26 protein-coding genes are annotated in these 21,928 nt (G+C 38.1%); 16 read left to right on the top strand and 10 right to left on the bottom strand.

Annotation, left to right across the window (positions count from 1 at the left end):
* The first annotated feature begins 54 nt into the window (after positions 1-54).
* The 9 genes from EHR07_RS03630 to EHR07_RS03590 are packed head-to-tail and all read left to right on the top strand — an operon-like array spanning position 55 to position 9,782.
* Entirely contained in the window at positions 55-2,934 is a 2,880-nt protein-coding gene (locus EHR07_RS03630; RefSeq protein ID WP_167483345.1) for a tape measure protein, read from the top strand.
* The gene (locus tag EHR07_RS03625) at positions 2,931-3,728 is read left to right on the top strand and encodes a phage distal tail protein (RefSeq protein ID WP_135743833.1); all 798 of its coding nucleotides are present in this window, start codon (positions 2,931-2,933) and stop codon (positions 3,726-3,728) included. The genes EHR07_RS03630 and EHR07_RS03625 overlap by 4 nt, the downstream gene beginning before the upstream one ends.
* Complete coding sequence (locus EHR07_RS03620; RefSeq protein WP_135743832.1) at positions 3,725-5,602, top strand: hypothetical protein; 1,878 nt, start codon at positions 3,725-3,727, stop codon at positions 5,600-5,602. Before EHR07_RS03625 ends, EHR07_RS03620 begins: the two co-directional genes overlap by 4 nt.
* Complete coding sequence (locus EHR07_RS19050; protein ID WP_167483344.1) at positions 5,599-7,236, top strand: hypothetical protein; 1,638 nt, start codon at positions 5,599-5,601, stop codon at positions 7,234-7,236. Before EHR07_RS03620 ends, EHR07_RS19050 begins: the two co-directional genes overlap by 4 nt.
* Entirely contained in the window at positions 7,233-7,844 is a 612-nt protein-coding gene (locus EHR07_RS03610) for a hypothetical protein (protein WP_100728953.1), read from the top strand. Before EHR07_RS19050 ends, EHR07_RS03610 begins: the two co-directional genes overlap by 4 nt.
* Entirely contained in the window at positions 7,841-8,530 is a 690-nt protein-coding gene (locus tag EHR07_RS03605) for a hypothetical protein (RefSeq protein WP_135743831.1), read from the top strand. The genes EHR07_RS03610 and EHR07_RS03605 overlap by 4 nt, the downstream gene beginning before the upstream one ends.
* The gene (locus EHR07_RS03600) at positions 8,515-9,153 is read left to right on the top strand and encodes a C39 family peptidase (protein WP_100728951.1); all 639 of its coding nucleotides are present in this window, start codon (positions 8,515-8,517) and stop codon (positions 9,151-9,153) included. Before EHR07_RS03605 ends, EHR07_RS03600 begins: the two co-directional genes overlap by 16 nt.
* Position 9,154: 1 nt before the next feature.
* Positions 9,155-9,568: a hypothetical protein gene (locus tag EHR07_RS03595; protein ID WP_100728950.1), complete on the top strand. Its 414-nt coding sequence runs from the start codon at positions 9,155-9,157 to the stop codon at positions 9,566-9,568.
* Positions 9,561-9,782, top strand: coding sequence for a hypothetical protein (locus EHR07_RS03590; RefSeq protein ID WP_100728949.1), 222 nt, complete (start codon positions 9,561-9,563; stop codon positions 9,780-9,782). Before EHR07_RS03595 ends, EHR07_RS03590 begins: the two co-directional genes overlap by 8 nt.
* Positions 9,783-10,096: 314 nt before the next feature.
* Here EHR07_RS03590 and EHR07_RS03585 read toward each other — a convergent pair whose 3' ends face one another.
* From EHR07_RS03585 to EHR07_RS03545, 9 genes are all read right to left on the bottom strand, one after another.
* Positions 10,097-10,975, bottom strand: a complete 879-nt coding sequence (locus EHR07_RS03585; RefSeq protein WP_100728948.1) for a hypothetical protein — start codon at positions 10,973-10,975, stop codon at positions 10,097-10,099.
* Positions 10,976-11,350: 375 nt separating this feature from the next.
* On the bottom strand, positions 11,351-11,971 hold the full coding sequence (locus EHR07_RS03580) for an SOS response-associated peptidase (RefSeq protein WP_167483343.1): 621 nt from the start codon (positions 11,969-11,971) through the stop codon (positions 11,351-11,353).
* A gap of 307 nt (positions 11,972-12,278) precedes the next feature.
* Positions 12,279-12,602 carry an STAS-like domain-containing protein gene (locus tag EHR07_RS03575; protein WP_135743829.1) on the bottom strand — a complete coding sequence of 108 codons (324 nt, stop codon included), beginning with the start codon at positions 12,600-12,602 and terminating at the stop codon, positions 12,279-12,281.
* Positions 12,599-13,285: a hypothetical protein gene (locus tag EHR07_RS03570; protein ID WP_135743828.1), complete on the bottom strand. Its 687-nt coding sequence runs from the start codon at positions 13,283-13,285 to the stop codon at positions 12,599-12,601. Before EHR07_RS03570 ends, EHR07_RS03575 begins: the two co-directional genes overlap by 4 nt.
* Positions 13,286-13,580: 295 nt before the next feature.
* Entirely contained in the window at positions 13,581-14,150 is a 570-nt protein-coding gene (locus EHR07_RS03565) for a helix-turn-helix domain-containing protein (RefSeq protein WP_135743827.1), read from the bottom strand.
* Between the two features lie 328 nt (positions 14,151-14,478).
* Positions 14,479-15,018 carry a DUF3102 domain-containing protein gene (locus EHR07_RS03560; protein ID WP_135743826.1) on the bottom strand — a complete coding sequence of 180 codons (540 nt, stop codon included), beginning with the start codon at positions 15,016-15,018 and terminating at the stop codon, positions 14,479-14,481.
* Positions 15,019-15,741 carry a ParA family protein gene (locus EHR07_RS03555; protein ID WP_135743825.1) on the bottom strand — a complete coding sequence of 241 codons (723 nt, stop codon included), beginning with the start codon at positions 15,739-15,741 and terminating at the stop codon, positions 15,019-15,021.
* Positions 15,738-16,178, bottom strand: coding sequence for a YgiT-type zinc finger protein (locus tag EHR07_RS03550; RefSeq protein WP_135743824.1), 441 nt, complete (start codon positions 16,176-16,178; stop codon positions 15,738-15,740). The genes EHR07_RS03555 and EHR07_RS03550 overlap by 4 nt, the downstream gene beginning before the upstream one ends.
* A 9-nt stretch (positions 16,179-16,187) precedes the next feature.
* Complete coding sequence (locus EHR07_RS03545) at positions 16,188-16,478, bottom strand: type II toxin-antitoxin system MqsR family toxin (protein WP_135743823.1); 291 nt, start codon at positions 16,476-16,478, stop codon at positions 16,188-16,190.
* A 390-nt stretch (positions 16,479-16,868) separates the two neighbouring features.
* Between EHR07_RS03545 and EHR07_RS03540 the strand changes: the two genes are divergently transcribed.
* From EHR07_RS03540 to EHR07_RS03525, 4 genes are all read left to right on the top strand, one after another.
* A complete protein-coding gene (locus EHR07_RS03540; RefSeq protein ID WP_135743822.1) occupies positions 16,869-17,051 on the top strand; it encodes a hypothetical protein in 183 nt (60 codons plus the stop codon).
* Between the two features lie 74 nt (positions 17,052-17,125).
* Positions 17,126-18,025: a hypothetical protein gene (locus EHR07_RS03535; protein ID WP_135743821.1), complete on the top strand. Its 900-nt coding sequence runs from the start codon at positions 17,126-17,128 to the stop codon at positions 18,023-18,025.
* Between the two features lie 339 nt (positions 18,026-18,364).
* Positions 18,365-19,096: a DUF5131 family protein gene (locus EHR07_RS03530; RefSeq protein ID WP_135743820.1), complete on the top strand. Its 732-nt coding sequence runs from the start codon at positions 18,365-18,367 to the stop codon at positions 19,094-19,096.
* A 139-nt stretch (positions 19,097-19,235) separates the two neighbouring features.
* Positions 19,236-19,910: a hypothetical protein gene (locus tag EHR07_RS03525; RefSeq protein ID WP_135743819.1), complete on the top strand. Its 675-nt coding sequence runs from the start codon at positions 19,236-19,238 to the stop codon at positions 19,908-19,910.
* Here the strand turns inward: EHR07_RS03525 and EHR07_RS03520 are convergent, their stop codons facing one another.
* Positions 19,911-20,297 carry a helix-turn-helix domain-containing protein gene (locus tag EHR07_RS03520; RefSeq protein ID WP_135743818.1) on the bottom strand — a complete coding sequence of 129 codons (387 nt, stop codon included), beginning with the start codon at positions 20,295-20,297 and terminating at the stop codon, positions 19,911-19,913. It abuts the gene before it with no gap.
* Between the two features lie 102 nt (positions 20,298-20,399).
* Here EHR07_RS03520 and EHR07_RS03515 point away from each other — a divergent pair, with 102 nt between their 5' ends.
* The 3 genes from EHR07_RS03515 to EHR07_RS03505 all read left to right on the top strand — a co-directional run bounded on the left by EHR07_RS03515 (position 20,400) and on the right by EHR07_RS03505 (position 21,825).
* Entirely contained in the window at positions 20,400-20,693 is a 294-nt protein-coding gene (locus tag EHR07_RS03515) for a hypothetical protein (RefSeq protein ID WP_135743817.1), read from the top strand.
* A gap of 99 nt (positions 20,694-20,792) precedes the next feature.
* A complete protein-coding gene (locus tag EHR07_RS03510) occupies positions 20,793-21,119 on the top strand; it encodes a hypothetical protein (RefSeq protein WP_135743816.1) in 327 nt (108 codons plus the stop codon).
* A gap of 313 nt (positions 21,120-21,432) precedes the next feature.
* Positions 21,433-21,825 (top strand): hypothetical protein, encoded by a 393-nt coding sequence (locus EHR07_RS03505; protein WP_135743815.1) that lies wholly within the window; start codon positions 21,433-21,435, stop codon positions 21,823-21,825.
* Positions 21,826-21,928: the final 103 nt, after the last annotated feature.

Below are 21,928 nucleotides of genomic sequence, written 5' to 3'. Positions count from 1 at the left end.
GGAGGAAAAAACATAGAAAAATCGATCGATGGAATCAATGAAAGACTCGATACGATGGAAGGGAAAACTGATAAGAACAAAAAATCTATCGGAGCCCTCACTCAATCACTTACTGCGTTAGGTGGTGTTCTCGGTGCTTCTGCAATTGTAGGTGGAATCAAAGGTATTATCGACGAAGGATCCAAATTCGAAACTCTCCGGACTTCATTCAATGTAATGATGGGAGATGTGAAGAAAGGTGAAAAAGTACTTCAAGATTTAAAGAATTATTCAGATATAACTCCTTTCACTCCAGATCAAGTGATGAGAGCCGGGAAGACTCTTCTAGCTTTTAATATTGATGCAAAGAAACTCATGCCTACCTTAGAAATGCTAGGCGATGTTTCGGCAGGAACAGGAAAAGATTTCTCAGAACTCGCAAGAATCTTCGGACAGATTTCCTCTGCAGGAAGACTCCAGGGTGAGGATCTAAATCAGCTTATCGATGGCGGTTTTAATCCACTCACAATCATTGCCGAGAAAACAGGTAAATCAATGGTCCAGCTGAAAAAGGAAATGGAGCAGGGAAAGATTTCCATTAATGATGTTGAGGAAGCATTTAAAATCGCGACTTCCGAAGGTGGCAAATTCTATGAGATGACAAAGAAGCAATCCGAAACCGCTGCAGGAATGTTCTCCACATTACAAGGTGAAATAGCATCTATCAAAGTAAATATGTCAGAAGGACTTTTAGAGGTATTTAAACCTTTGGTTGGTGTTCTGATTGAAGCTGCGAAAGGAATCAATAATTTTGCAAAGGAGTCACCTAATACGTTTAGAGCAATGGTTTTTCTGACTACTGGAACTGCAGCGTTGGTAGCTGTTTTAATAGGAAGTGCAGGCTTAAAAAGTGCTATAGGTTTAGTAATACCAGTTATTCAAAAATTAGGAATAACTCTGAACGCATCACTTGGAACTATTGGACTTGTTGCAGCTGGTATTTCTGGATTAATTCTTCTATATGCTCAACTCAGTGATTCAGTTAACAAAGCCATGAATACTATCAAGACTATGTCTGATGAAGCGGCAAAGAAAAACGGAGCGGTCTCAAAATCGACAAAAGAGCAATTAGTAAAATGGAAAGAAATTTTGGAAAATTCTATGGATGGAGATGAAATAAATAGAATTGTTTCTGAACGAAATGCGATAAGCGCAATTCAGAACATGAAAGACCTCAATGCAGAAATGAAAGGTCTCCTCACTCAACAAGTTGGATCAGTGAGAGGTGGTGGAATAAAAGCACTTGAAGCTTTAGGTGTTATGATAGATTCCCTTACCGTAAAAACTAAAGAGTTAAAGAACGGAGTATCAGGTAAAACTGGCTTAAAGGATACCGTACTCACATTAGAAGAATTTATCGCAGCTTATACAAAGATGGATTCCATATCGAATCGGCCGATTGAATTCACAATTGATTATTCGGACATTGAAGATGCAAAAAAAGCAATCGATGAGCTTTCTAAAAAGGGAGTTCAATCCGAAATGAATTTTGTTGCTGATAAGAATTCTAGTTCTGTTGTAACGAGAGTAAAATTTACCGCTCCTGATGGAAGTAACCTAAATGATAGTACAATTCGAAACATTGCAACAAATGGAAAAAACTACGCTGGACCGATTGATGTAAAGATTGAACCAAAAATTAAAAACATAGACACTGGAATGTTTGAAGGTTTAAAGCAAACCCTTATGGATTCTTTTCCGGATCTGAAAAAATTTCTCGAAAATGAAGTAGTAGGCAAAACCATCCAAGGGGTTCTCGCGACTGCATCCAAAGGAATCGAAATTGTATCTGCTCATATGTCTGCAGCAGCACAACTAGCTGGTGCAAAACTGCAAACAATGACGAATCAATTGAGCTTTTGGACTGCTCTTGGAACCAAACAATTAGAAGACGGGCTCCGCTCGAAACAAGAAGCATGGGATGCAGAGATCAAAGGACTTCAGGCCCAAAAAGAAGAACTCTTACGAATCGAGGAAGAATATCGAAGGAAACGGGATGAGCAGCAAAGCGAAGAAATCCAAAGGATCAAACAAAGAATCCAAGAAGAGTATAATGAGAAGGCCGCCGCACTGCAAGCTGAGACAATGGCTAATATTGCCCACCAAGAGGAGAATCTATCCAATTCTCAAATAGCAGAATTAAATAAGGAGCTTCTTTCAGAAGAACATCTTGCACACCTGCTTGATTTGAAACAGCAATACGCTGACAAAGAGGCTGCCGAAATCGAAGCTATAAATGCAAGAATGTCGGAAGAAGATAAGTTAAAGGCAAAGGAAAAAATTGCTCAGGAAACTTCTCTAGCCGATCAAATTGCCGCAGTAGAAAAACGAAAAGCTGAAGAGCAAAAAGCTACAGAAACAAGGAAGGCAGAACTTGCAAGAGATTCGGCACGATTGCAATGGATGATGGGATTCAATGCCTTTCAACTCCAAAAGCAAGCTTCTATCATGCAGGCTAAAATTCAAACAGCTATGATGGTTATTGATATTATGAGGGCCGCTTTTTCGATGGTTCCTTTTACCTTACCAATTTTAGGCTTTCTTCCTATGGCATATAACGCAGGAACAATGGCGGTAGCTGCAGCTTCTGCTCAACAATACCCTCCTCCTCCTGCGACTGCTTTTGCCCGTGGTGGTATGGCCGAAGGTGGAATTCCTAACAAAGATTCTATTCCGGCAATGTTGATGCCTGGTGAATTGATCGTACCTAATAAAAATTTCGAGGAAGTAGTTGGCGCAGTTAGAACTTCTAGAGAATCGAGGATGGCTTCAAATTATACCTTTCAATTCGAAGCCATGCACTTCTATGGAATCGTGAATGCCGAAGCAGTTGCCGATGAAATAGAGCCTATTTTAGTAAAACGAATGAGATCTGCAGTTGAGGCTATGATATGATAACGTATCAAATTGAGAATAGATTTGGGGAATTCCTTACTTTCAGTCCTGATAGGAATGTTCGTAGAGGGCCACTTCAATTCACTGCAGAAAAACAACTATATTCCAAGCAAAATCAATTCGGTGTTTTATCACGTGGATCTGGAAAGGAAGCATCAAAAAAAATCAAATTGGATTTCGATATCGTAGTTGAGACTGCGGCTGAATACTATTTTGAACTGAACCGAATCGCTGCCTTCCTCACGAATAATTTTTACAAACCTTTCTATCTTCATTCAATCGAGAGAGGAGTAAGGGCAAAGATATCCATTGCCTCGATGAAAGAAAATTTTCCAGAAGGATTGGAAACAAAAATCTCTTTGAAAAACTCGATCGAATTAGATATGGAAGATGCTCTTTGGGAAGCTGTGGATTTTGAAATCGAAGGAAAAGATGGTCTCAACAGTGGAAGTTCAATTTCAATTGAACTAACTCAGGATACAATTGAATCTGCTCCGATAATCGAGATCGTTAATCCGAATGTTGATCCAATTACAGAATTTGCAATCTCGATAAAAAACGGAGATTTTACTGCCAATTTTATCATAGCCAATAACGGATTTACTGAAGGAAGAAAATTCACCATCGACTGTGCCAATGCTATCATCCAACTGGGAGATACATTTTCAAATCCATCTCTCATTGCAGGGAACGTTTTTTCTTTGTATGCTGGCACAAACCAACTAACGTATGAGAGTCCAAATGCTCTCCCTGTAAACATAAAAGTTAAGTACAGGAAAAGGGTGATCTTTTGAGTATATACCAACAAACGTATGGGAATGGATTCGGAAATGCTGTCTTCGGTCAGTTGGTATATTCATCCAAAAAACCAAGGATTGAATTCTCTGGCGGAAGGCAACCAGGTGCAACTGATGATGATCTTGTTTCCTTTGGTTTTTCAAACGGATCATTTTCTGAATATTTTCCAGTAAATATTCAGAATACTCTATTTAGTAATTTTCGTTTCAAATTGAATCGAGGCGGGAATTGTCTTTCCTTTGAGTTTGAATTGAATCAACTTCCCGATTCTCCAATCGTTCGTTATACTACTGTTCAAATCAAATTAGCGAATGAACAAACCTTTTATGGATACATCACAAAAAGACCTATCCCCGGTGAAGACGAAACTCTCAAATTTTCTGGGTACGGATTTGAAAAGAGAATCGAAAAAGTTAGAATCAAAAATCCAAACAAATTCTACATCCAATCGATATCTAAAGATGGTGACTATCTCACTCTCAGTGTTCTCCCGGGTACAATGACCCCGTCAGAATTCGTTGGATTTCAATCCATCATTTCAGATAACATCGAAGACAAAAACAATGGAATCTTCGAAGTATTATCCAATACAAACGATGAAATTACCGTTTTTAATCCTGCAGGAATTGCCAATACTTCAATATCTGGGGGAATCAGGATTCTTCCTATCGAATGGACTGAATCTGTCCGTTTTGATATTCTTTTCAAACAGATTTGCGGAACTTCTCTTCGGCCATCTAACCAAGTAATATATGATCCATTGGAAATTGAAGAAACCACAGGAATCCTAACTGCTGGAATGGTAGATTGGGAAGGAATGGAGTGGAATAAATTCCAAAAGATTGCAAACAACTTTCTTCAAGGTTTGTATTATGTGGGAGTCAATGGTAGCGGTCGAATTTTCCTTAAAAAGAAACCTTTGGAGCTCATCGACAAATACTTTGCTGGCTTCCAATTTCCAAAGGCCGATCTCAATACTGATGAAGAGGTAGCGGGGAACATCATTTCAATTTATCGCGCAGATGGAAAATCAGGATCTCGTAAAGGTGCAAAGGTAGCAGCTATCGCAGAGGATCAGACATCCATCGCAAAGTATGGAGATTCCCCTTATTCCGAAGATATTCCAGCATGGCTCTCCAATGGCTTTGCCCAAAGCTATGCGAATGCGATTCTTACAATGTTAAAAGATCCTAAAGTAAACGGATCCGCCAAGAACATGCCTTTCCGAAGATACCAATTCGGTAGCTATGGATATGTTACACAATCTGGTTATTACCCTTTCATCTTAAATGAATTTGATAACTTCACTGGTTGGACCACTTCCGAAACTATCACGAGAACACTATCCAATACAACTCTAATGAGTGGATCGCATACCCATAGACTCACAGTGAACAGTGGATCTTTGAATGGTATTCATGTGAAAGAGCTTCGATTTAGAATTTCGTCTCCTCAAAACATAATCTTTTTTATGCAGAATACTGAGCCTGTAAAAGTCAAATTCGGAATCGGTATTGATGCTTGGGATGAATATACATGGGAAATTGAATCATTTGGAAATGATCGATTTTTCCCTTACAAATTAAATTGCATCGATAAAGAAATTCCAAATTCAGAAATTCATTTTTTGGGATTTGAAATATTGAGTGAAACGGATTCAGATATTTATCTAGATTTTTTACATTGTTACCAATACGGAGCACTGCACTACGAATTAGATCTTGATGAAGTTGAATATGTTTATGAAAAGCATGCTCGCTATTGTAATTTAAAGTTTGGCGATCAAAGAAGAAACCCAGGACCAGCAGAATTCATAGCAGGAGTAAGAGCACAAGTTGAAATAGCAAAGGAGATGATCAGAGAAACATGAGTATTTCAGAAGGTAGTATTTTTACTGATTTAAGGTACGATCCAATTGATCGGGAACTTATCATCGAAGAAGTGGTTGGTTCCGATGGACCAGGCAATGGAGAAGTTCACACAGTGGAAGCCATTCCTGGTCTTCCAGGGAAATATGGATTTTCCCCGAATGAGATGCCATTTAAAGATTTAGATCTTTCAAATAATGGAATTTCAATAATGGAAGTGGATGATGAAAATATGTCCACAGATGGACCAGCGATGACATTAGTCCAACCACCTGTTGGAAGTGATCCTGGTGAAAATGAGTTCTTTGTGGATTTCAATAACCCTGAACCATATCTAAATACAGGACGATTCCTTTTTAATCCAACTAAAGCCGGAACCAAATACCGTATCAATTATAAATGTATCGGTGGACTCAATAGTGCTAGGAATGTTGAGAGAATTCAAAAAGAAATCATTTCTTCTGCTTTCGAAGAAATGTTCAATCAGGAAATCGTAACAGCATTTGAAACACATGGCGCAATCCAAAACAAATTAAAAAATCTAAACACCAAAGATGTTTCATGGAATGGAGTGACTGTTCATTTAAATGCAGGTGTCTACCAAATCAGAAATTTACTTGTTCAAGGTGCAGTCCAGCTTCGATCTACGGATACAAATTCTGAAGCAATCATCGAAGTCCTTGGAACGACAACATTTGCACCTGGTGCCTCACTCGAAGTCTTTAAGGTAAAATTAATTTTCCTTGGAGCTGTTACTGGTGACCCAACTACCCCCGGTGTCATTAGATCACCCAATGGAGCAAATGGAGGCGCTGGCGGTTCTGGTATTTACTCTGGCGGTGGCGGTGGCGGTGGAGGCGCTGGCGGTGGCGGTGGAGGTGGTAGAGGTAGTCATGAACTTGGATTTGGCACAGGAGGCGCGGGTGGAACTGCTTCGCTAGGTGGCGGTGGCGGCGGTGCTGGCTATGGCAGTGGTTCTAGTGGTAGTGCTGGCGCAGGTGGATCTAATGGCATAACCGAGTTAGGAGGTGGCTTATCCGGTACTAATGGAGGTAATGGTGATGCTGCTACTGGCGGTGGAGGTGGTAACGGAGGAATTGGTGCTGGCGGTGGTGGAGGTGGTTATAGTGGTTCTGGAACATCCTCCCCAGGTGGGACAGGTGGATCTGCTTCTGAGCAATTATGGGTTTCTGCAGGTGGTGCAGGTGGTGCAGGTGGTTTTAATGCGGGAAGTAACTCTGGCGGTGGCGGTGGCGGTGGTGGCGGAATTTGGATTAAAATTTTATTCCTATCTTCTGTATCAAACTTAATTATTCGAACAGGTAAAGGTGGCACTGGTGGGAATGGGGTCGATGATACCAGGAGAGGTGCAGGAGGTCAAACAGGATCTGTAAAAATTTTCCTTCGAAAAGATATGATTACAAATCTCACTGTTGATGTCTCTGCAGGAACTTCAACAGGAAATACCAAAAGAGATGGAACAGCAGGAGATATTCATGTGCATGATATCGTAACCGGCCACAAAACTACTGTATGGCCTGCAACTTGGTCTCTTACACAAGATAGAAGAGCTAACCTTTTAGGATTCCTAAATGAATCAGGCTATCACACCAAACATGCGGTAAATTCGTTATGATTAAAGCAGTCTACTACAATCGATCTTCAAATGAACTTTACTTTGAAGAAAATCCAAACCTTGAAGATCCAAACTATTTAACAATGATGGATGTATCGCAAGATCAAATGGAATTCGGCGAAATTCGATTTTCTCCAACATTGCATATTACTTTGGAAACACAAAAGTTTCTAATCCACAAAGCTACCAATATTGAATACAATAGGAAAAGAGTCCTTGATTTAATAGATAGTATTAGAATTGAAAAACTTGGGGAAAGGAAAGATGTCTTTTTTATTTTTGCAGATCGCCAATTTGACGGGGATCTTAAAGCAAAGGGAAACATTAGAGATTGTTACCAGGCTCTATGTATCATCCAATCGGAATCAGGCGTATTCCCTATCCGCTGGAAAGCTTTCGATAACGAATACTTTTCATTCACGTCCTTTGAGCAATTCGAAAGCTTTTACCACACTTTCTTAGCTTTCAGGTTTCAATTCGAAAACAAAGTAAATCAGGATACTTTTGATCTAAAAGACAATATTAATTTAGCACAATCATTGTCTGAAATATTTGGAATCGAATCTAAATGTTTGAATATTGGTGAAATTCCTGAAGGACCCGAATGAACGCCTGGGAATTCCTTAATGCTAATATTTGGAAAATGATTTTTGTCGCTTTGCCTATGGTGTTCAGTCTTCTGTATCTAACAATCTTGGGGACCTTTCTTCTTATCAAATCTCAAAAGTTATTTGTTTCTACAAAATGGATCCAAGTTAAACCGGAAGATCCTAAACTTCCGCTACTAGATTATATCGTAAGAGACAAACTCGTATATGGACAACTGCATCTACTCAGGGAACATTTTTCTGCACATGTTGCTTGTGTGATTTCCCTTCACAACGGAGGAAAATTTAACAACGGACTATCGGTTCAAAAGTGGACCTTAACTCATGACTGTGCTGCAGATGGCCACATCACCTTTTACAATAAGGGTCTTAAGTTCAAAGAGCAGCTTGTTTCACAATCCGAATGGATAGTTGAGTGTATATCAAAGGATGAGTTCTTTTTCTCCGTTGATACTATGGACGAATCTTCTGCATGGAGAAGGGAATTTGTTAGGAACGCGATACAACACGGATTCCTTCGACTCGTAGAAACAGACGATAATCCTGAGTTAGTCATTGGACTCTTCTTTCGAAACGAAAAGACAGAGAGTGATCTTAGACTCAACAAACACATCATCCGGGAATACTCGGATCGCATTTCTTCAATACTTAAAACAGGAGCAGAACCGTCATGGCAGCTGAACTAAAAGAAAATGAAATTAGACCGGACATACCTTCATATGTTTCGATTACACCTTGGATCACTTATGATTCCCAAATGGACAATGCTAAGTTTGTGGTCGCAAAGAAAAATGTAGTTCCTTCAAATCAGTGCCAAGGAACGACGTATCTAAACGCGGTAAAATGGACAGATTACAAGCTAGGCATAAACAAGTATCTAGATTGGACGGAAGAAAGGTATTACAAGGAACTGGCTCGTTTTGCAAAAACAAAGAGTCATGTAACTGAATACGAATACCACAACAAACTCTTCGATGATTTATTCGCAGGTAAAGCGACAATCAAAAGCAGGAAGTTCACACTGAAGAACATCAAAGATCATATTGAAGATACAAAGGCACCGGTCATTTTTTCGATCGATGTTCGAGAAGCATTCAATCCAAAAGCGAAGGCAGAAATGGGACATGTGGTGATGGCTGTTGGAAAGGATAATAACGGGATTTCAGCCCACGACCCAAGAGGAAAGTTTTTTACCAACTACAAGGATCTGGATGGGAATCAGTCCTTCTTCCCAGACAAGACGATTGATCGAGTCGGCCGGAAGTCCGTTGGAATCTATTGCGTAACCATTTTAAAGGAGAAAAATTAACATGGGAGAATTATTTACAATGCTTCTGGAATACGGAAGAAGTGAGGTGCTCCCACTTTGGGACCCACTTTTCTTTTTTGTCGTGATCCTCGGAGCAACTTTTGTCCTAAAGATCATCGAAAAGAACGGATTCAGTTTAACTGGTAAAGAGAAATTTTGGGTTGTTTTTACATTCGCAACAGTTGCTTCATTCCTTTACCTTTTACTTGGACAATATTCTGGGAAAATAACAGATCCTCAGTATGTTCTATTTAGGAACTTCCTTAATTATGTGGCTGCAATCCTCTTCTACCACGCAATCATTAAAACGTCGCTGAAACTATTGCGTTTTGGATGGGAATGGGGAAGCAATACGCTAGACAAGCAACTTGCCAAAAGCGCAGAAAAGAAAGCTAGGAGAGATCGTCATGGCTGAAGCTATCAAGTCATTTCTCGGAACCTGGAAACTGCAGTTAATCGTAATACTCGTCATTGCTATCTTAGTAGCTGGGTATTTCACCTTCAGAAGCATTAATAAAAAAATTGGAGATCACCAAAATGAAACCATTCCTCTCAATAAAACCAATACTCCTGGTCCTGATGTCTTTGATGACCTCTGCTTGTACCTCACCGATCAACCATGCCCGTAGCATGGTGAATGCGAAGTGTGCTGATTTAGGAATCCCGGATTCTATCCGGGCCACGAAACAAGAACGAATTCTGTTCGAAGGGAAGGACTACATCCCTCTATTTAGATACACGAATTCCATTTCGTATTCAAAGAAGTTGGCCGGATGCATATCAGCCTTTGAATGTTCCCAAAGGCAATCCGACCGGCTCCACGAATGTGATCGGCAGAGGTCGTTTTTTCGGGAATTTTTTCTAGGCCGGGACCACTGCAGAATCCCGGAAGTAGACTGCTGATCAAAAAATAAGTTTATCTTTTGAATTCGGTTAACAACCGTTAGCCGTTTTTATTCTTCTTTACCCAATCTTTTATTCCGCGAATTTCTTGCAGGGCTTTGAATTCGGGACGTTTCGAGTTAATGAAAGTCGCGATGTATTTTTCTGGCCCACCTGCAATCGGGAATCCTTTTGAGTAAGTAGACATTTCTGCAGAAATTTTTTGAATCTTATCTTTGTATCCTTGCTTGACCTCTTCTAGTTCTTCTTCTAATTTCAGGATCTTACTTTTCCTTTCCCACCAACTACGAATTTGGCGGTTCAAATTTGCAATTTTGTCTTCAGATAGTTCGGGATATTTTTCTTCTGACTCCGCTTTCAATAGTTTCCTAAGTATAATCAAATCGTATTTGATAGTCGCCAAAGGCCAGCTTGGAATTGCTTCATGGATGATTTCAAACAGCGGTTTTTTAACTATTATTTCACCTTTTCTGGATCCGCCGGAATTGATTTCAAGAATTGCAGCTGTTCCCCAACGCTCTTTGATGATTCGATATCTATCTTCTGGTCTGTATTTGAATGGAGTATCATTGTCTCCATAGATTGCTTCGTATAGTGAATTTTCATCCGAGAGTAGGTATACCGCAGGGATGGTATAGTTCGAAGGTAATTTTTCTTTTTTAATCCCTTCGCTGATTGCCTTCCATCTACGACGGCCACGGAGAATATAATGCTTTCCAGTTGATGGACTTTTCTCTTTTGAAATTAAGATTGGTTTGTCTGCCCATACACCATCTCTCCAAATTGATTCTTTGAAATTAATCCATTCATCTTTTTCTTCTTTTGTTACTGGTGTTCTTTCAAAGTTCCAAGGGTGGGGTTCTAACTTATCCGGCCTTACCCGGATCATTTCATCAGATATTTTTATTTTGCTTTCCATTTATGGAGAACAGTCCAGACAAAGAGTGGGATTGATTCAAGTAGAAAGGGGATTAATAAAGAGACATAATCAGCTTCCTATAATAGTTATTATGTCAATTTTTTACTAAGACAGCAACACTGGCAGCATAGGAGATGAGGAAATCTGAAACGGATGCGATAAAGATATTAAAAGTTTTAGTCATAGTTTTTACCCCTTTGTTTGTCTTACTTTGTGACATTTTTTTTGCCAAGACCCCGAAAAGAAATACGAACACAACCAATACCAAAAGTCTTACGAACTGTTGCCCCTCTGCTGCCAGTCTAGTTGAAGTATCTGCAATAGACCGTTATGATTATTTATTAGACGAATTAAAATTGAAATAGCTCAGAAGTTTCAAAATAAAGTTGGTTCAGGTTCCTTTTCTGGACCAGCGAGGATTTCTTTGCTTTCGTAAAAGGATGCGATTTTCACCACTTCGGTTTCAGAAATCAAACTTCCATTTAACCAGGCTTCTACATTCTCTGGCCTTACGATGACAGGCTGTCTACCCGGATTGTCTCCACCATTGTGGACTTCCTTCATTGTTTCATTGGCCGCTTGTGTTACCACTGAAAACCAATTGTTTTCACTATCCTTACTGTATATACCACCGAGGAAAAAAATTGGTGCATTTTTCCAGTGAATCTTCCAAGGACTCTTTCCATACTGATCATAATGAAATTCAACGAAGTATTTTACCGGAATGATACATCGGCTAGTTTGTATCATTTTACGCCAAAATGGCTTCTCGAATGCTGTTTCAATTCTTGTGCAAAAAATCAATTCCTTGGACCAATCCGGTTTGTAACCCCACCTAGCAGGAGTCACACCATTCCCCACAAAAATACTTTCAACTTTTCCAAATGGTTTCAATAAATAATCTCGATAGGTAGGTCCTTCACTTGCGTCCACTCTGCTGTCGTTTCTAATGAGCCTTCGCAAACCGTCCCTTCCTTCAACGAAAGTGTAACCCATTTGACCGCACATTTCCCTACTCCTTGAGTTCCTCGACTCTAGCTAAGAATCCTTCTATAAAATGGAACCTTAATATATTCCCATGACATGCGAACTCTACTCTTTGGGAATCCCATTCATGATATGAGACTGTTCGTTTACAGACCAAGCATTGCGGAATCTTAGTAGGATCTTCATAATATATCTCTGCTTTTGAAGTTGAAATAAATTGGTTTTTGCCTGATTGAGGGAAAAGTTCTATCAAATATAGAACATCCCGCATGTATTTTCCAGCGAATTTAAGAGATCAGAAAACGAATAACGACAACTAAGAGTAAACCAATCTATCATTTTCTTGGGATTCTCTCATTTTTATAGCATCGGAAATAGACCGAATATTATCGTTACTAGTCGCACTCTTATCTACTAAAAAAGTAATACGCTCTTTAAAATCAGAACGAACACTAAGATATAAAATTGCAAAAAGTTCGTCTGCATAAGAGGCAGAAATTGATTTAACATTCGTTAAATCAAAAATTATGTCACTTCCTTCCTCAAGATAACTCAACACTACCACTCTTTTGTGAGCTGCATTTTCCCGTGAGGACAAGTATTGATTTTCGAATGTTATTGTTTGAACTTTATTTTTCATAACTCATTCCCCCTTATAACAATAGACTCATGAATTGAGTCCAAAACTTGTCTATTTTGCACTATACTCCTTACGTCGGACAAATTGAAAGAAATACTGACAGAAACACCAGCAATTTTTTCTCCCAAATCAGTGTAGCACTCGAGTCCGTCATTTGCTAATTGATAATAACAGCTGCCGGAAGCGATTTCGAGAATTCCTCCAAATTTTAATGCAAGTTCATGCAATAAAAATAAACCAAAACCTTGGTGGTGATTTCCATCATTTCTCCAGGAATGTTTAACACCTGTCATTGGAGATTGTCCAACAAAATCAACTGGCAAGTATTGATCGAACTCATCCGATCTTTTTGTTGTGTTTCCTTTCTGAAGGCACCATTTAATGGCATCCGAATCCATAGTAATTTGTAGTCCTGGCATATTTTGCTTTAATTCTGCTAGAAACCCTTTGCCGAAATCTGATATAGAAAATTCAAATTTATCGTTACAAATTTGAGCAATTGAATATCCCGATGATCCTGAATGCGATGAAACATTGTCATGTAGTTCTCCAATAGTTTTGAACACTTGCGATCTATAGCCAGATTCTTGGTAAACATTCCCAGAGAAAAAACTTTCGAAACACTCCGCAATATTCCCTGTGGCAGTGTCAGTGAAATCTTTATTTATGATCTCTTGAATCATTGAATAGTTCTTTCCCATTTTTGGTCGTTCTACATTTTGCGGAAGAACGTTGGTACCAATAATCCTGTTGAATCCTATCGTATTTGCAAAACTTTGAACATTTTTGTTTTCTATTTGTACGTAGTTTAGATTCTGTCTTTTCGCTTGAGAGAGAAGATAAACCCAATGGGAAGTTGGGTAAAATGAACATTCCAGTAAATATCCATTTTGTATTCTTTCTTGTTTTGCAATTTGAATTGATTCGTAAAGAGACAAACTTATAACCTAACTTGCATATTGGATTTCTAACTACTAGTTAGCAAGGATTATTATGTATTCGGTCGCTGAATTGCCATTTTTCCCATATTTGGAATGCTTGCCCTTTTAATTCTTCAGGTTTTGTTACTTTTGAAATGAGGTCCCATGTAGTGGGTGTTACTCTTCCATTACTCCATTCCAAAAATTCATCCCAACTCTTTTGTACATTATTCTTTAATTGTACTATATTAATAGGAGGTTGCGAAATTGCAATGGCAGCTTCGGCACTCTCCCCTACTCTGCTTTTGGATGTTACCATCTTCTGCTTTGACTGTAATGCCTGGTTCTTTCCTACTATTTGGGTTTGCTCAAATGCAATATTCAACGGAATCAATACCCGTCTTCGGCCATCAAAACTCTTCTGTTTCAAGTATCCCATTTTTTTGAGTTTGGAAATTATTCTCGAAATGGAATCTGCTCTTACTCCTAGGATTTGTGCAAAATGTGCATTCGAGGCAAAGCACTCCCCTGCCCTATCGAGTGAAACCACTTCTGAAAGTAATACTTTTTCTGTGAGATTTAAAGGCAAAACCTCTATCTCTACAGGTATCCATAGTCCTGTCCGCATCTGATCCTCTTAGGTGGGTATGCCTACGGCCACGTAACATTTGTTTTTTTTGCGGATCATTTTGGTTGATCCAGTAAAGCTAAATCGTGCTGAGACACGAGCCTAGGGCATCTAGACGGGTACACGTTTAAGTAATGAGACATATTTCGTCAAGGACTTAATGTGACATAAACAGGATTGGTTTGGAGGGTTGTGATGCCGGGCTTCTCAGTTCCCGACATCGGGTTCGGTAGCTTTACTGAACATGTACTAAGTAGCACGAATTCGAATTCGGTACAAGAAAAATTTTATGGAATTAGAAATATTTATTCAGATTAGGAATTCATTTTCAAAGAGACGCGATATCTTCTTCAATAGCCATTATTTTTTTCTTAGCTATTTCCAGTATTTTTTGTTTCTCATTCCCGAGAAATTCTTTTAATGCAAATTTGTCTTTTGGGCTTAATCGATCACCGTTCCTAAATTTTTTATAGAGTATCTTTGGGTCCTGGTTTTCTTTCGGATTAATTTCTTTTTCGTCTTGTGATCCTTCTGAAAGAAATTTTATCGCAGATTTCAAATCGGCAACCGGTTGCCGATTTAGCAATTCTTTGTTTTTGTAAATGTTGATATAGTTTCTAGCTGACCTTTCTGAAAACGGAACGTTTTGCTCTATCCAGGGTAACCAATTCCCGTGCCCAAGCTTTTCTTTAATAATTGAAAGCTCTTCTCCAAGCACCATTGCATTTTGTAGAACATTTCGCATTCCGCCAATAATCGATTCATGCAGCTCAATTATTCTTTTTACGGTTTGGTCTGATTTATTAGTAGGTAAATTTTCTTTCTGTGAACCAGGTCTTTTGGCCCCCAGTGAATCAAATCGTCCCATCTATTTTATCTCCTTCGCAAGCTGTTCAAAGAAGATTGAATTCTTTTCTGTTAAAGGCTTACCTTGGTCGACCGCACTTGCTATTGATTCACTTTTCGGAATAAATGTTTTTGCAAAGGTAATTTGGAGTTCTTCAAGTTTGTCAGATTTTTTTTCTGATACCATTGTTCTTACTGGGAGAATTTTGATTTTTCCATTCTCTAGGGATTCGTTTGAATTAATAACAACATCTTCAATCTCTTGGAAGCCTTGTATGTTCCATCTGGAAAATCCAATTGGGCTTAAAACAATATCTGAAGCATGAATTCCTAAATTTAATTCTAAGCAAAGCGCAGGTGGAGTATCTATGATGATGTAATCAAAATTTAGGTTTCTTAAATGCTTTCTGAAGCGCGTAATTAAACCGGCATCCCATGAGAGGCCGACTGCAGTTTTTGAAAGTTTAGGTGTCGCAGGGATAATGAAAATATTTTTGAATGCAGTAGAAGTAATGATTGAATCAATATCTTTTACACCAGTTAGATATTTCGCAATTGAGTTACCTTCGATGAGATCTACTGGTTCGTCTCGTAAGTAATAATCTGTCAGGTTGTTATTATGATCCAAATCTATTTGAAGTATTTTAGATTTTGGGTAGAGTTTTGATAATGCCTGTCCCAAATAAATAGAGAGAGTTGTTTTCCCGACGCCACCCTTAAGAGAAGAGACAGTGATGATTTTCATTTATACTGTAATTTTCTCTTTTGGCTTTTGCCTACAATCAATTTCTTCTTCGCTTCCTCAATTGTTCGACGATAAGGATGTATTTCGCCAGCCACCAAAACATAAGGGAGTTTACCAGTTTTCATTAGGCGGTAGGCATCCTGTCTCGAATTATGAAGAATTTTTGTAACTTCTCTAACATGGACCACTTCGCTAACATGGACTTTGCTTGATTCAATTTCGGCTTTAAGTCTCATGTGCGCTTCCTCAATCTTATTGGCTGAAGTTCGGTTAAAAAAACCGTCTTTGCAGACTTTGCAAAAGTATCCAGTTAATCCGGTAACTTTAATTTTTCCAAGATCCTTAATATTGGATTCGAATGTTTTATTTGTTTCCAATACCATTGATCCTGCAGAACCACAAACCGGGCAATCTACCCATTTCTTGTCCTTTGCCATTTTGAACTCCTACTTTTTTTTGAACGAAATTATGATCGCATCTTTATTAATTTGTAATTTAATATAAGCTTCGATGCCTTTAACTTGCATTCTGTAAACATCCTGCCAAAGACCAGAAGCTTTTTGAGCTTCCATCGTTTTGTAGAAAAACGTTGAATCTAGCTTAGCAACTTCCGAAACGATTTCGCTTTCAAGAAGACCGAAATCATCTTTTGCAGATTGAATTGCAGAAAAAGTGATTCGGTAATCTCCCTTAGCAAGAAGTTCTTTAATTTTTGCTAAGGAGTAAGTCGCGTTCATACATTTATTTTTATTTTAAAATGTTTCCGTGTCAACAAAATAAATAACTTAAAATCACTTTTTTGTAAATGAATAGGGTAGGGGAGTTTCAATTTCGGCCATACATCTACTAGTTGAAAATCCCCCTATTTTTCCATTACAAGATTTTATGTAGTGGAAAAATTCAATTTCTGTAATTTAAGAAAGGCTGAAAATTAAATGTCTGTAATTGAAATATCCAGGGTTTTTCGGAACCATATTAAGAACTATTTAAGAATCATTATAAGAACATTAGAATCTGTGATTGAATAAATGATTTAAATTCGGATACAAGAAAGATTTAAGTTATGTCACATATATACTATATTTATGTATAGTATATTGTCCCACCTCCATGATATGGTGTTTTTTGTGTTGGTTGAGAAACAGATAGAAAAAATACTTTTAGACCTTCTAAGAGAGGTTATCCTACAAGGGGAAGAGCCGGATAAATCGGTTAATGAAAAAATTTACGAAATCCAAATTTTATTTCAAAACAATGCAATAAAAACGGAAGAAGTTCAAAATATGAGTTCAGGAATTTTACATAATTAATATGGAGATCATTTCTTTTTTGTCCAATTTGGAGGTTAGTTGGCGATAATATAACCAGTAACAAGTGGCATCTAATGACAGATTCAATTACCCTGAAGACCAATTATTCAATTAATTACACGACCAAAGGTCCAGTTCCTTTGGATGAAATTTTAGAGTCCTTAAGAGGCCTCAAAGATATTCTAGAAAGAACGCCTTCATTTATAGAGCATCAATATCAAGATATCAAAGTAAACGAAATCAATATTTTTATTCAATCAATTCAGTCCGGGAGCCTGAAAGAAGAAATTTTAATTGAATTGATTTGCGGGGGAAGGGAAAATTATGAAAGTGCAAAAGAAACTTTGCAAAAAATCTTCAAAGATAGTAAACCAGTGAAATCAATAATCGCCATAGGGGTAGGTGCTTTAATTGGTGGAGGGATTGTGTATTCGCTTGTAGGGAAAAACGAACCTACTACGAATGTTCAGGCATATAACAATAATATAGTAAACATAGGTTCGGGAGTAAATTTTACAGGCGATGATATTGCAAAAATTATAGATTCGATTGGAGATCGTGATAAAAAGAAATTAGCTCAAAGTGCGATCAGTGTTGTGAAACCAGCCAAAAATGATGAAAATGCAACAATTGAATTTGAGAATGATCCTAGATTAACTATTTCGAATGAATTCGTAAAAGAAACCCCGGTTGATTACACTGCACCTGTTCCAGATTTAAAAACTGAAACTTTTCTAAACCAACCTATTGAAATATTTGCAAGCGATCGTGATCGAACTGATTCAGTATGGGCAGGTATAGTTCCGGGTATTATCGATAAACGGATTCGCTTTGTTTTGGAAGAAAAAGTTGATGCTAAAAAACTTCATGCAGGGAAGAGAAATTTGAATGCAGACATCACAATTGTTAGCAGGCATAACCGAGCTAAAAAGAAATATGAAGTTTCGAGTGTTCAAATTCAAAAAGTATACTAGAACGTTTGTTCTTATCCTCGGCCAGACTCTCACTCGGTAGTGTGGGTGAGAGGGCTTGTTATTCCTCAAACCATCCTAGTGCTTTGTTCTATTTTTCCTGTCATAATTGTAGAAAATATCACTTTCTCGAGTTAGTTGGCATAAAATAACTGGAAGTTAGGCTAAGGTGTCGATATTTCAATCAAACGGCCATTTGGTTGTTTGGAAGAAAAATGAACAAAGAAAATCTAGGGTTTGAATTAGATGAAATTGGATATTGGTCTGAACTTAAGATCGAAATTCTAAAAAAACAGCTGATAAAATAGTGAGCGATATATTTAATAAATATAGGGATTACCAATGGCAATAAACTCAAAAATTGAATGGACTGAATCAACCTGGAACCCCGTCACGGGGTGCACGAAGATAAGTGCTGGATGTAAACATTGTTATGCGGAAACACTGACAAACCGGTTTGAGAGTATTTGGGGCGCATTCTCTGAAGTGAAGCTACATCCAAACAGACTGGAATTGCCTATTAAAAAGAAAACTCCGACCTTATATTTTGTGAATTCGATGAGTGATATTTTTCATAAGGATATCCCGGATGATTTTATATTAAAAATTTTCAAAGTGATGAATAACAGTCCGAGACATACTTTTCAAGTTCTTACGAAACGACCTGAAAGATTAAAGGAATTAAATAAAAAAATCAACTGGACTTCTAACATCTGGATGGGAGTAACGATTGAAAATAAATTAGCATACAAACGATTACTTCCTCTTATTCAATCAGATGCTAAGACAAAGTTTTTATCAATCGAGCCACTCCTTGAGAGTGTTTCTGATATAAATTTAGATGGAATTGATTGGGTGATTTTGGGTGGAGAATCTGGCCCAAATGCCCGGCCGATGAAAGAGGAATGGGCGATCGAAATTAGAAAACTATGCTCTTTGAAAAAAATACCGTTCTTCTTTAAACAATGGGGTGGCGTTAGGAAAAAGAATACTGGGCGATTACTTCGTGGAAAAGAATATAACCAGATGCCTAAAACTTATAAAAGTTCTGAATTTCGCCAGAACGTGGCATAAGAGAATCCATCATAAATCCGGCAAACAACCACGTGGTTGTTTGGCAGACTTTTTCGGTAGGGTAGGGGTGTGCACTGGACCACCGGAATAAAGTCATAAAATGGTTTATTAAATTCTTCTAATTCGCCAGATTTGTCCCATGAGATATATCACCATACTCGCGCTACTCTTTAACTGTGCTGTTTCCTCTTCCGATATAAAGAAAACCGAGGCCAAAAAAGAAAAAGTTCGAAACTCGGCTGTCTGGGGGACGGAAGAAGATGCGGCTTCATTGTCGCTTGAAGAATCAATTGTTTTCGTTAGTAGCAATTTTAGTACTATTAATCCATATGAAAAAATACAAACTAGTCTAAGTTACTACATTCATAATGGAGAAGTGCATTTAACTACTTTTCTACTTTATAATGCTACAGTTTTTTCCATTAGTTTTGACGACAATTCCAGAAATGAACTTTATAATTGCTTAAACAAATTTGATGAATGGGCAATTAAGGCAAAAAAGAATAATGATGAGTTCCGAAAGGAAGTTTGTCAAATTCCTATGAGTATGGATTTTTCCTTTTGTAAAGGAAATGGAAATATCAAGTTTTCATTCGATAATACAATTAATTCCGATGTAGTTTTAATTTTTGGGATTTCAAAAACTCCGTTAAACGGTGACAAATGTAATAAAGAAGAATTTTCCGGGGAAGATTTCAGATATTCATGGAACACTTGGAAGCCTTTAGTAAAACACTTTTCCGATGAATTAATTAAGAAATCTGTCGGAGCAGTTTACTTAAAGAAAAAGAAAATCAACGCAACTTATAAGTAATTATTTCTTCCCTAGAAACCTTCTAATCGTCGTTACAAGTACATTGTAATCTTCTTCTTTCAGTTTTTTAATATCTGGAAGAAGATCTCTAATTTCAGGAATAGAATCTAAATCTCTTCCCTGTTTTGCGATCCTGGCGACCTCGGCGAGTTGGTTTTTCGAATCTACTTTCTTCGGAAGTTCGCCGTTTAAAATCCAATCTTTCCTGTAACCGTAATTAGCCTCAAATAACATCGCGACAGGAATCGAAACGTCATGCTCGCCTCTAGAATAACTACTCACAGAGGCTTGAGTTATGCCTAAACTTTCTGCAATTTGCGTTTGGCGATGTCCCTCCGCTTTTAATTCAGCTAAGACTTCTTTAATTCTATGGCGAACATTGGTCATAAAAAATATAGCTCACCTGTAAAAAAGTAATTTGACAAAATATAAGCTACCTGTATTCTGATTTCGTTACCTAAATCAATTAGGTTCAGGGTGTAATCACATATGATGAGTGAAACAAAGCAATCGAATTTAGTAGAGATCCTTACTATGTCGCCTGTGAGGCCGTTCCCGGACGATCCGACGGCAATCAATAGGATTCTTGCCTATCTGGGCAAGGACCAGGCTTCAATTGCTTATGAATGCGGTGTGAGCCGTCCGGTTGTTTCTGAATTCATCACAGGAAAATGCCATTCTCCTAAAGTTGCACTCTGGTTTGAGAAGCACGACATCTATTTGGACCGGGATTATCCAGATCCGACTAAAGCCATCAGAACTTTGGAAAGGATGTCTGCATGATCGCAAGAGCAAAATTAATCATTTCTAGATTCGAACAACAATACGGATACAAACTAAAGTTAGGTGAAATCAAAAGTATTCTTAGAAGCGAGGGATTTTATGAGTGTTGAGACAAACGAAGTAGAAGAGAAACAAGTTCTGAATTTTCGAAATGAAATTGGAATCCTTTTGAAGGAATACGCCTTTCAATCGAACACAGGTCACCAATCACTTTGGAACCAACTATACAGTTTAGCAAAACTAACAATGCACCGTGACTACAAGCTTCTATCGAAAATCGAAAAGAAGGCAGCGATTCAAATTGTAGAAGAAGAAGGTCGTTTGGAAGAGCTCTATGACCTAGCGAAAGTTATCTTTGATCCTTCGAACATCACAACGAGGGAAGATTTCTTACAATCTTTGGAGGAAATGAAAAAAGGTGGATGATTCCTTTCATAAAATCCTAACGGAGCAACTCGAAGCAAACAAGAAATCTGAAATATTTCAGAATGGAAAGTCTCGAGAAGAACTTCATCAGGATTTTAAGAAAGTGCGATATTTTATGGATTCGACTTCTAAGAATCGATATGCGAAAACTTCGACCAACATGAATCCGCTAGGAGGACTTTGGTCTTAAAACAACAAACCCCCGATTGACTATGCTTGGCGGCTAACAATCGAGGGCCACATCAGGAGATGATAGGAACACCATAGACCTACCATCTCTTCTTTGCAAGTACTTTAGAAAAGGAGAGAACCAATGAATTCAGAAGATGAGACAATCACAGTAACGATTCCAGATAGATCCGACCACGGTGGATTTCCAGAACACCTTAAGAAATATACTATTTCCAACAAATGTCCGAAATGCGGTGCTAAACGAGCGCTCAAACGCTGGAAAGATTATTCCTACGATGGAAGCCGAAAACTTTTTTGCGACCGTTGGGATAACGCATGTAACCATTTCGATTTATATGAGGATGTTCGGATCGAAGCTGCAAAGGATGATTTTGATAAGCTCACAAAACTAGTAGACCAATCAAGATTTGAACTTTCGAGAGACTTGGGTAGAGAGCCACTTCTAAGCGAAATAACAGAACATCTTGAATCCCAAGGACTAATCCCACCAGTATACTGTGAGGTGAAAACATAATGGAATTCTCACTCGATGTCGATCAGGGAATATTTTCAGTGAGAAATGTTTATCAGATCCTAATTGATCTGAAATACCATCACTCCGAAGCAATCACAATCCT

The organism is Leptospira bandrabouensis (assembly GCF_004770905.1).
Taxonomy (GTDB): domain Bacteria; phylum Spirochaetota; class Leptospiria; order Leptospirales; family Leptospiraceae; genus Leptospira_A; species Leptospira_A bandrabouensis.
Note: the sequence above shows the minus strand (reverse complement) of the source record. Positions and strands in the feature narration are given on the sequence as shown.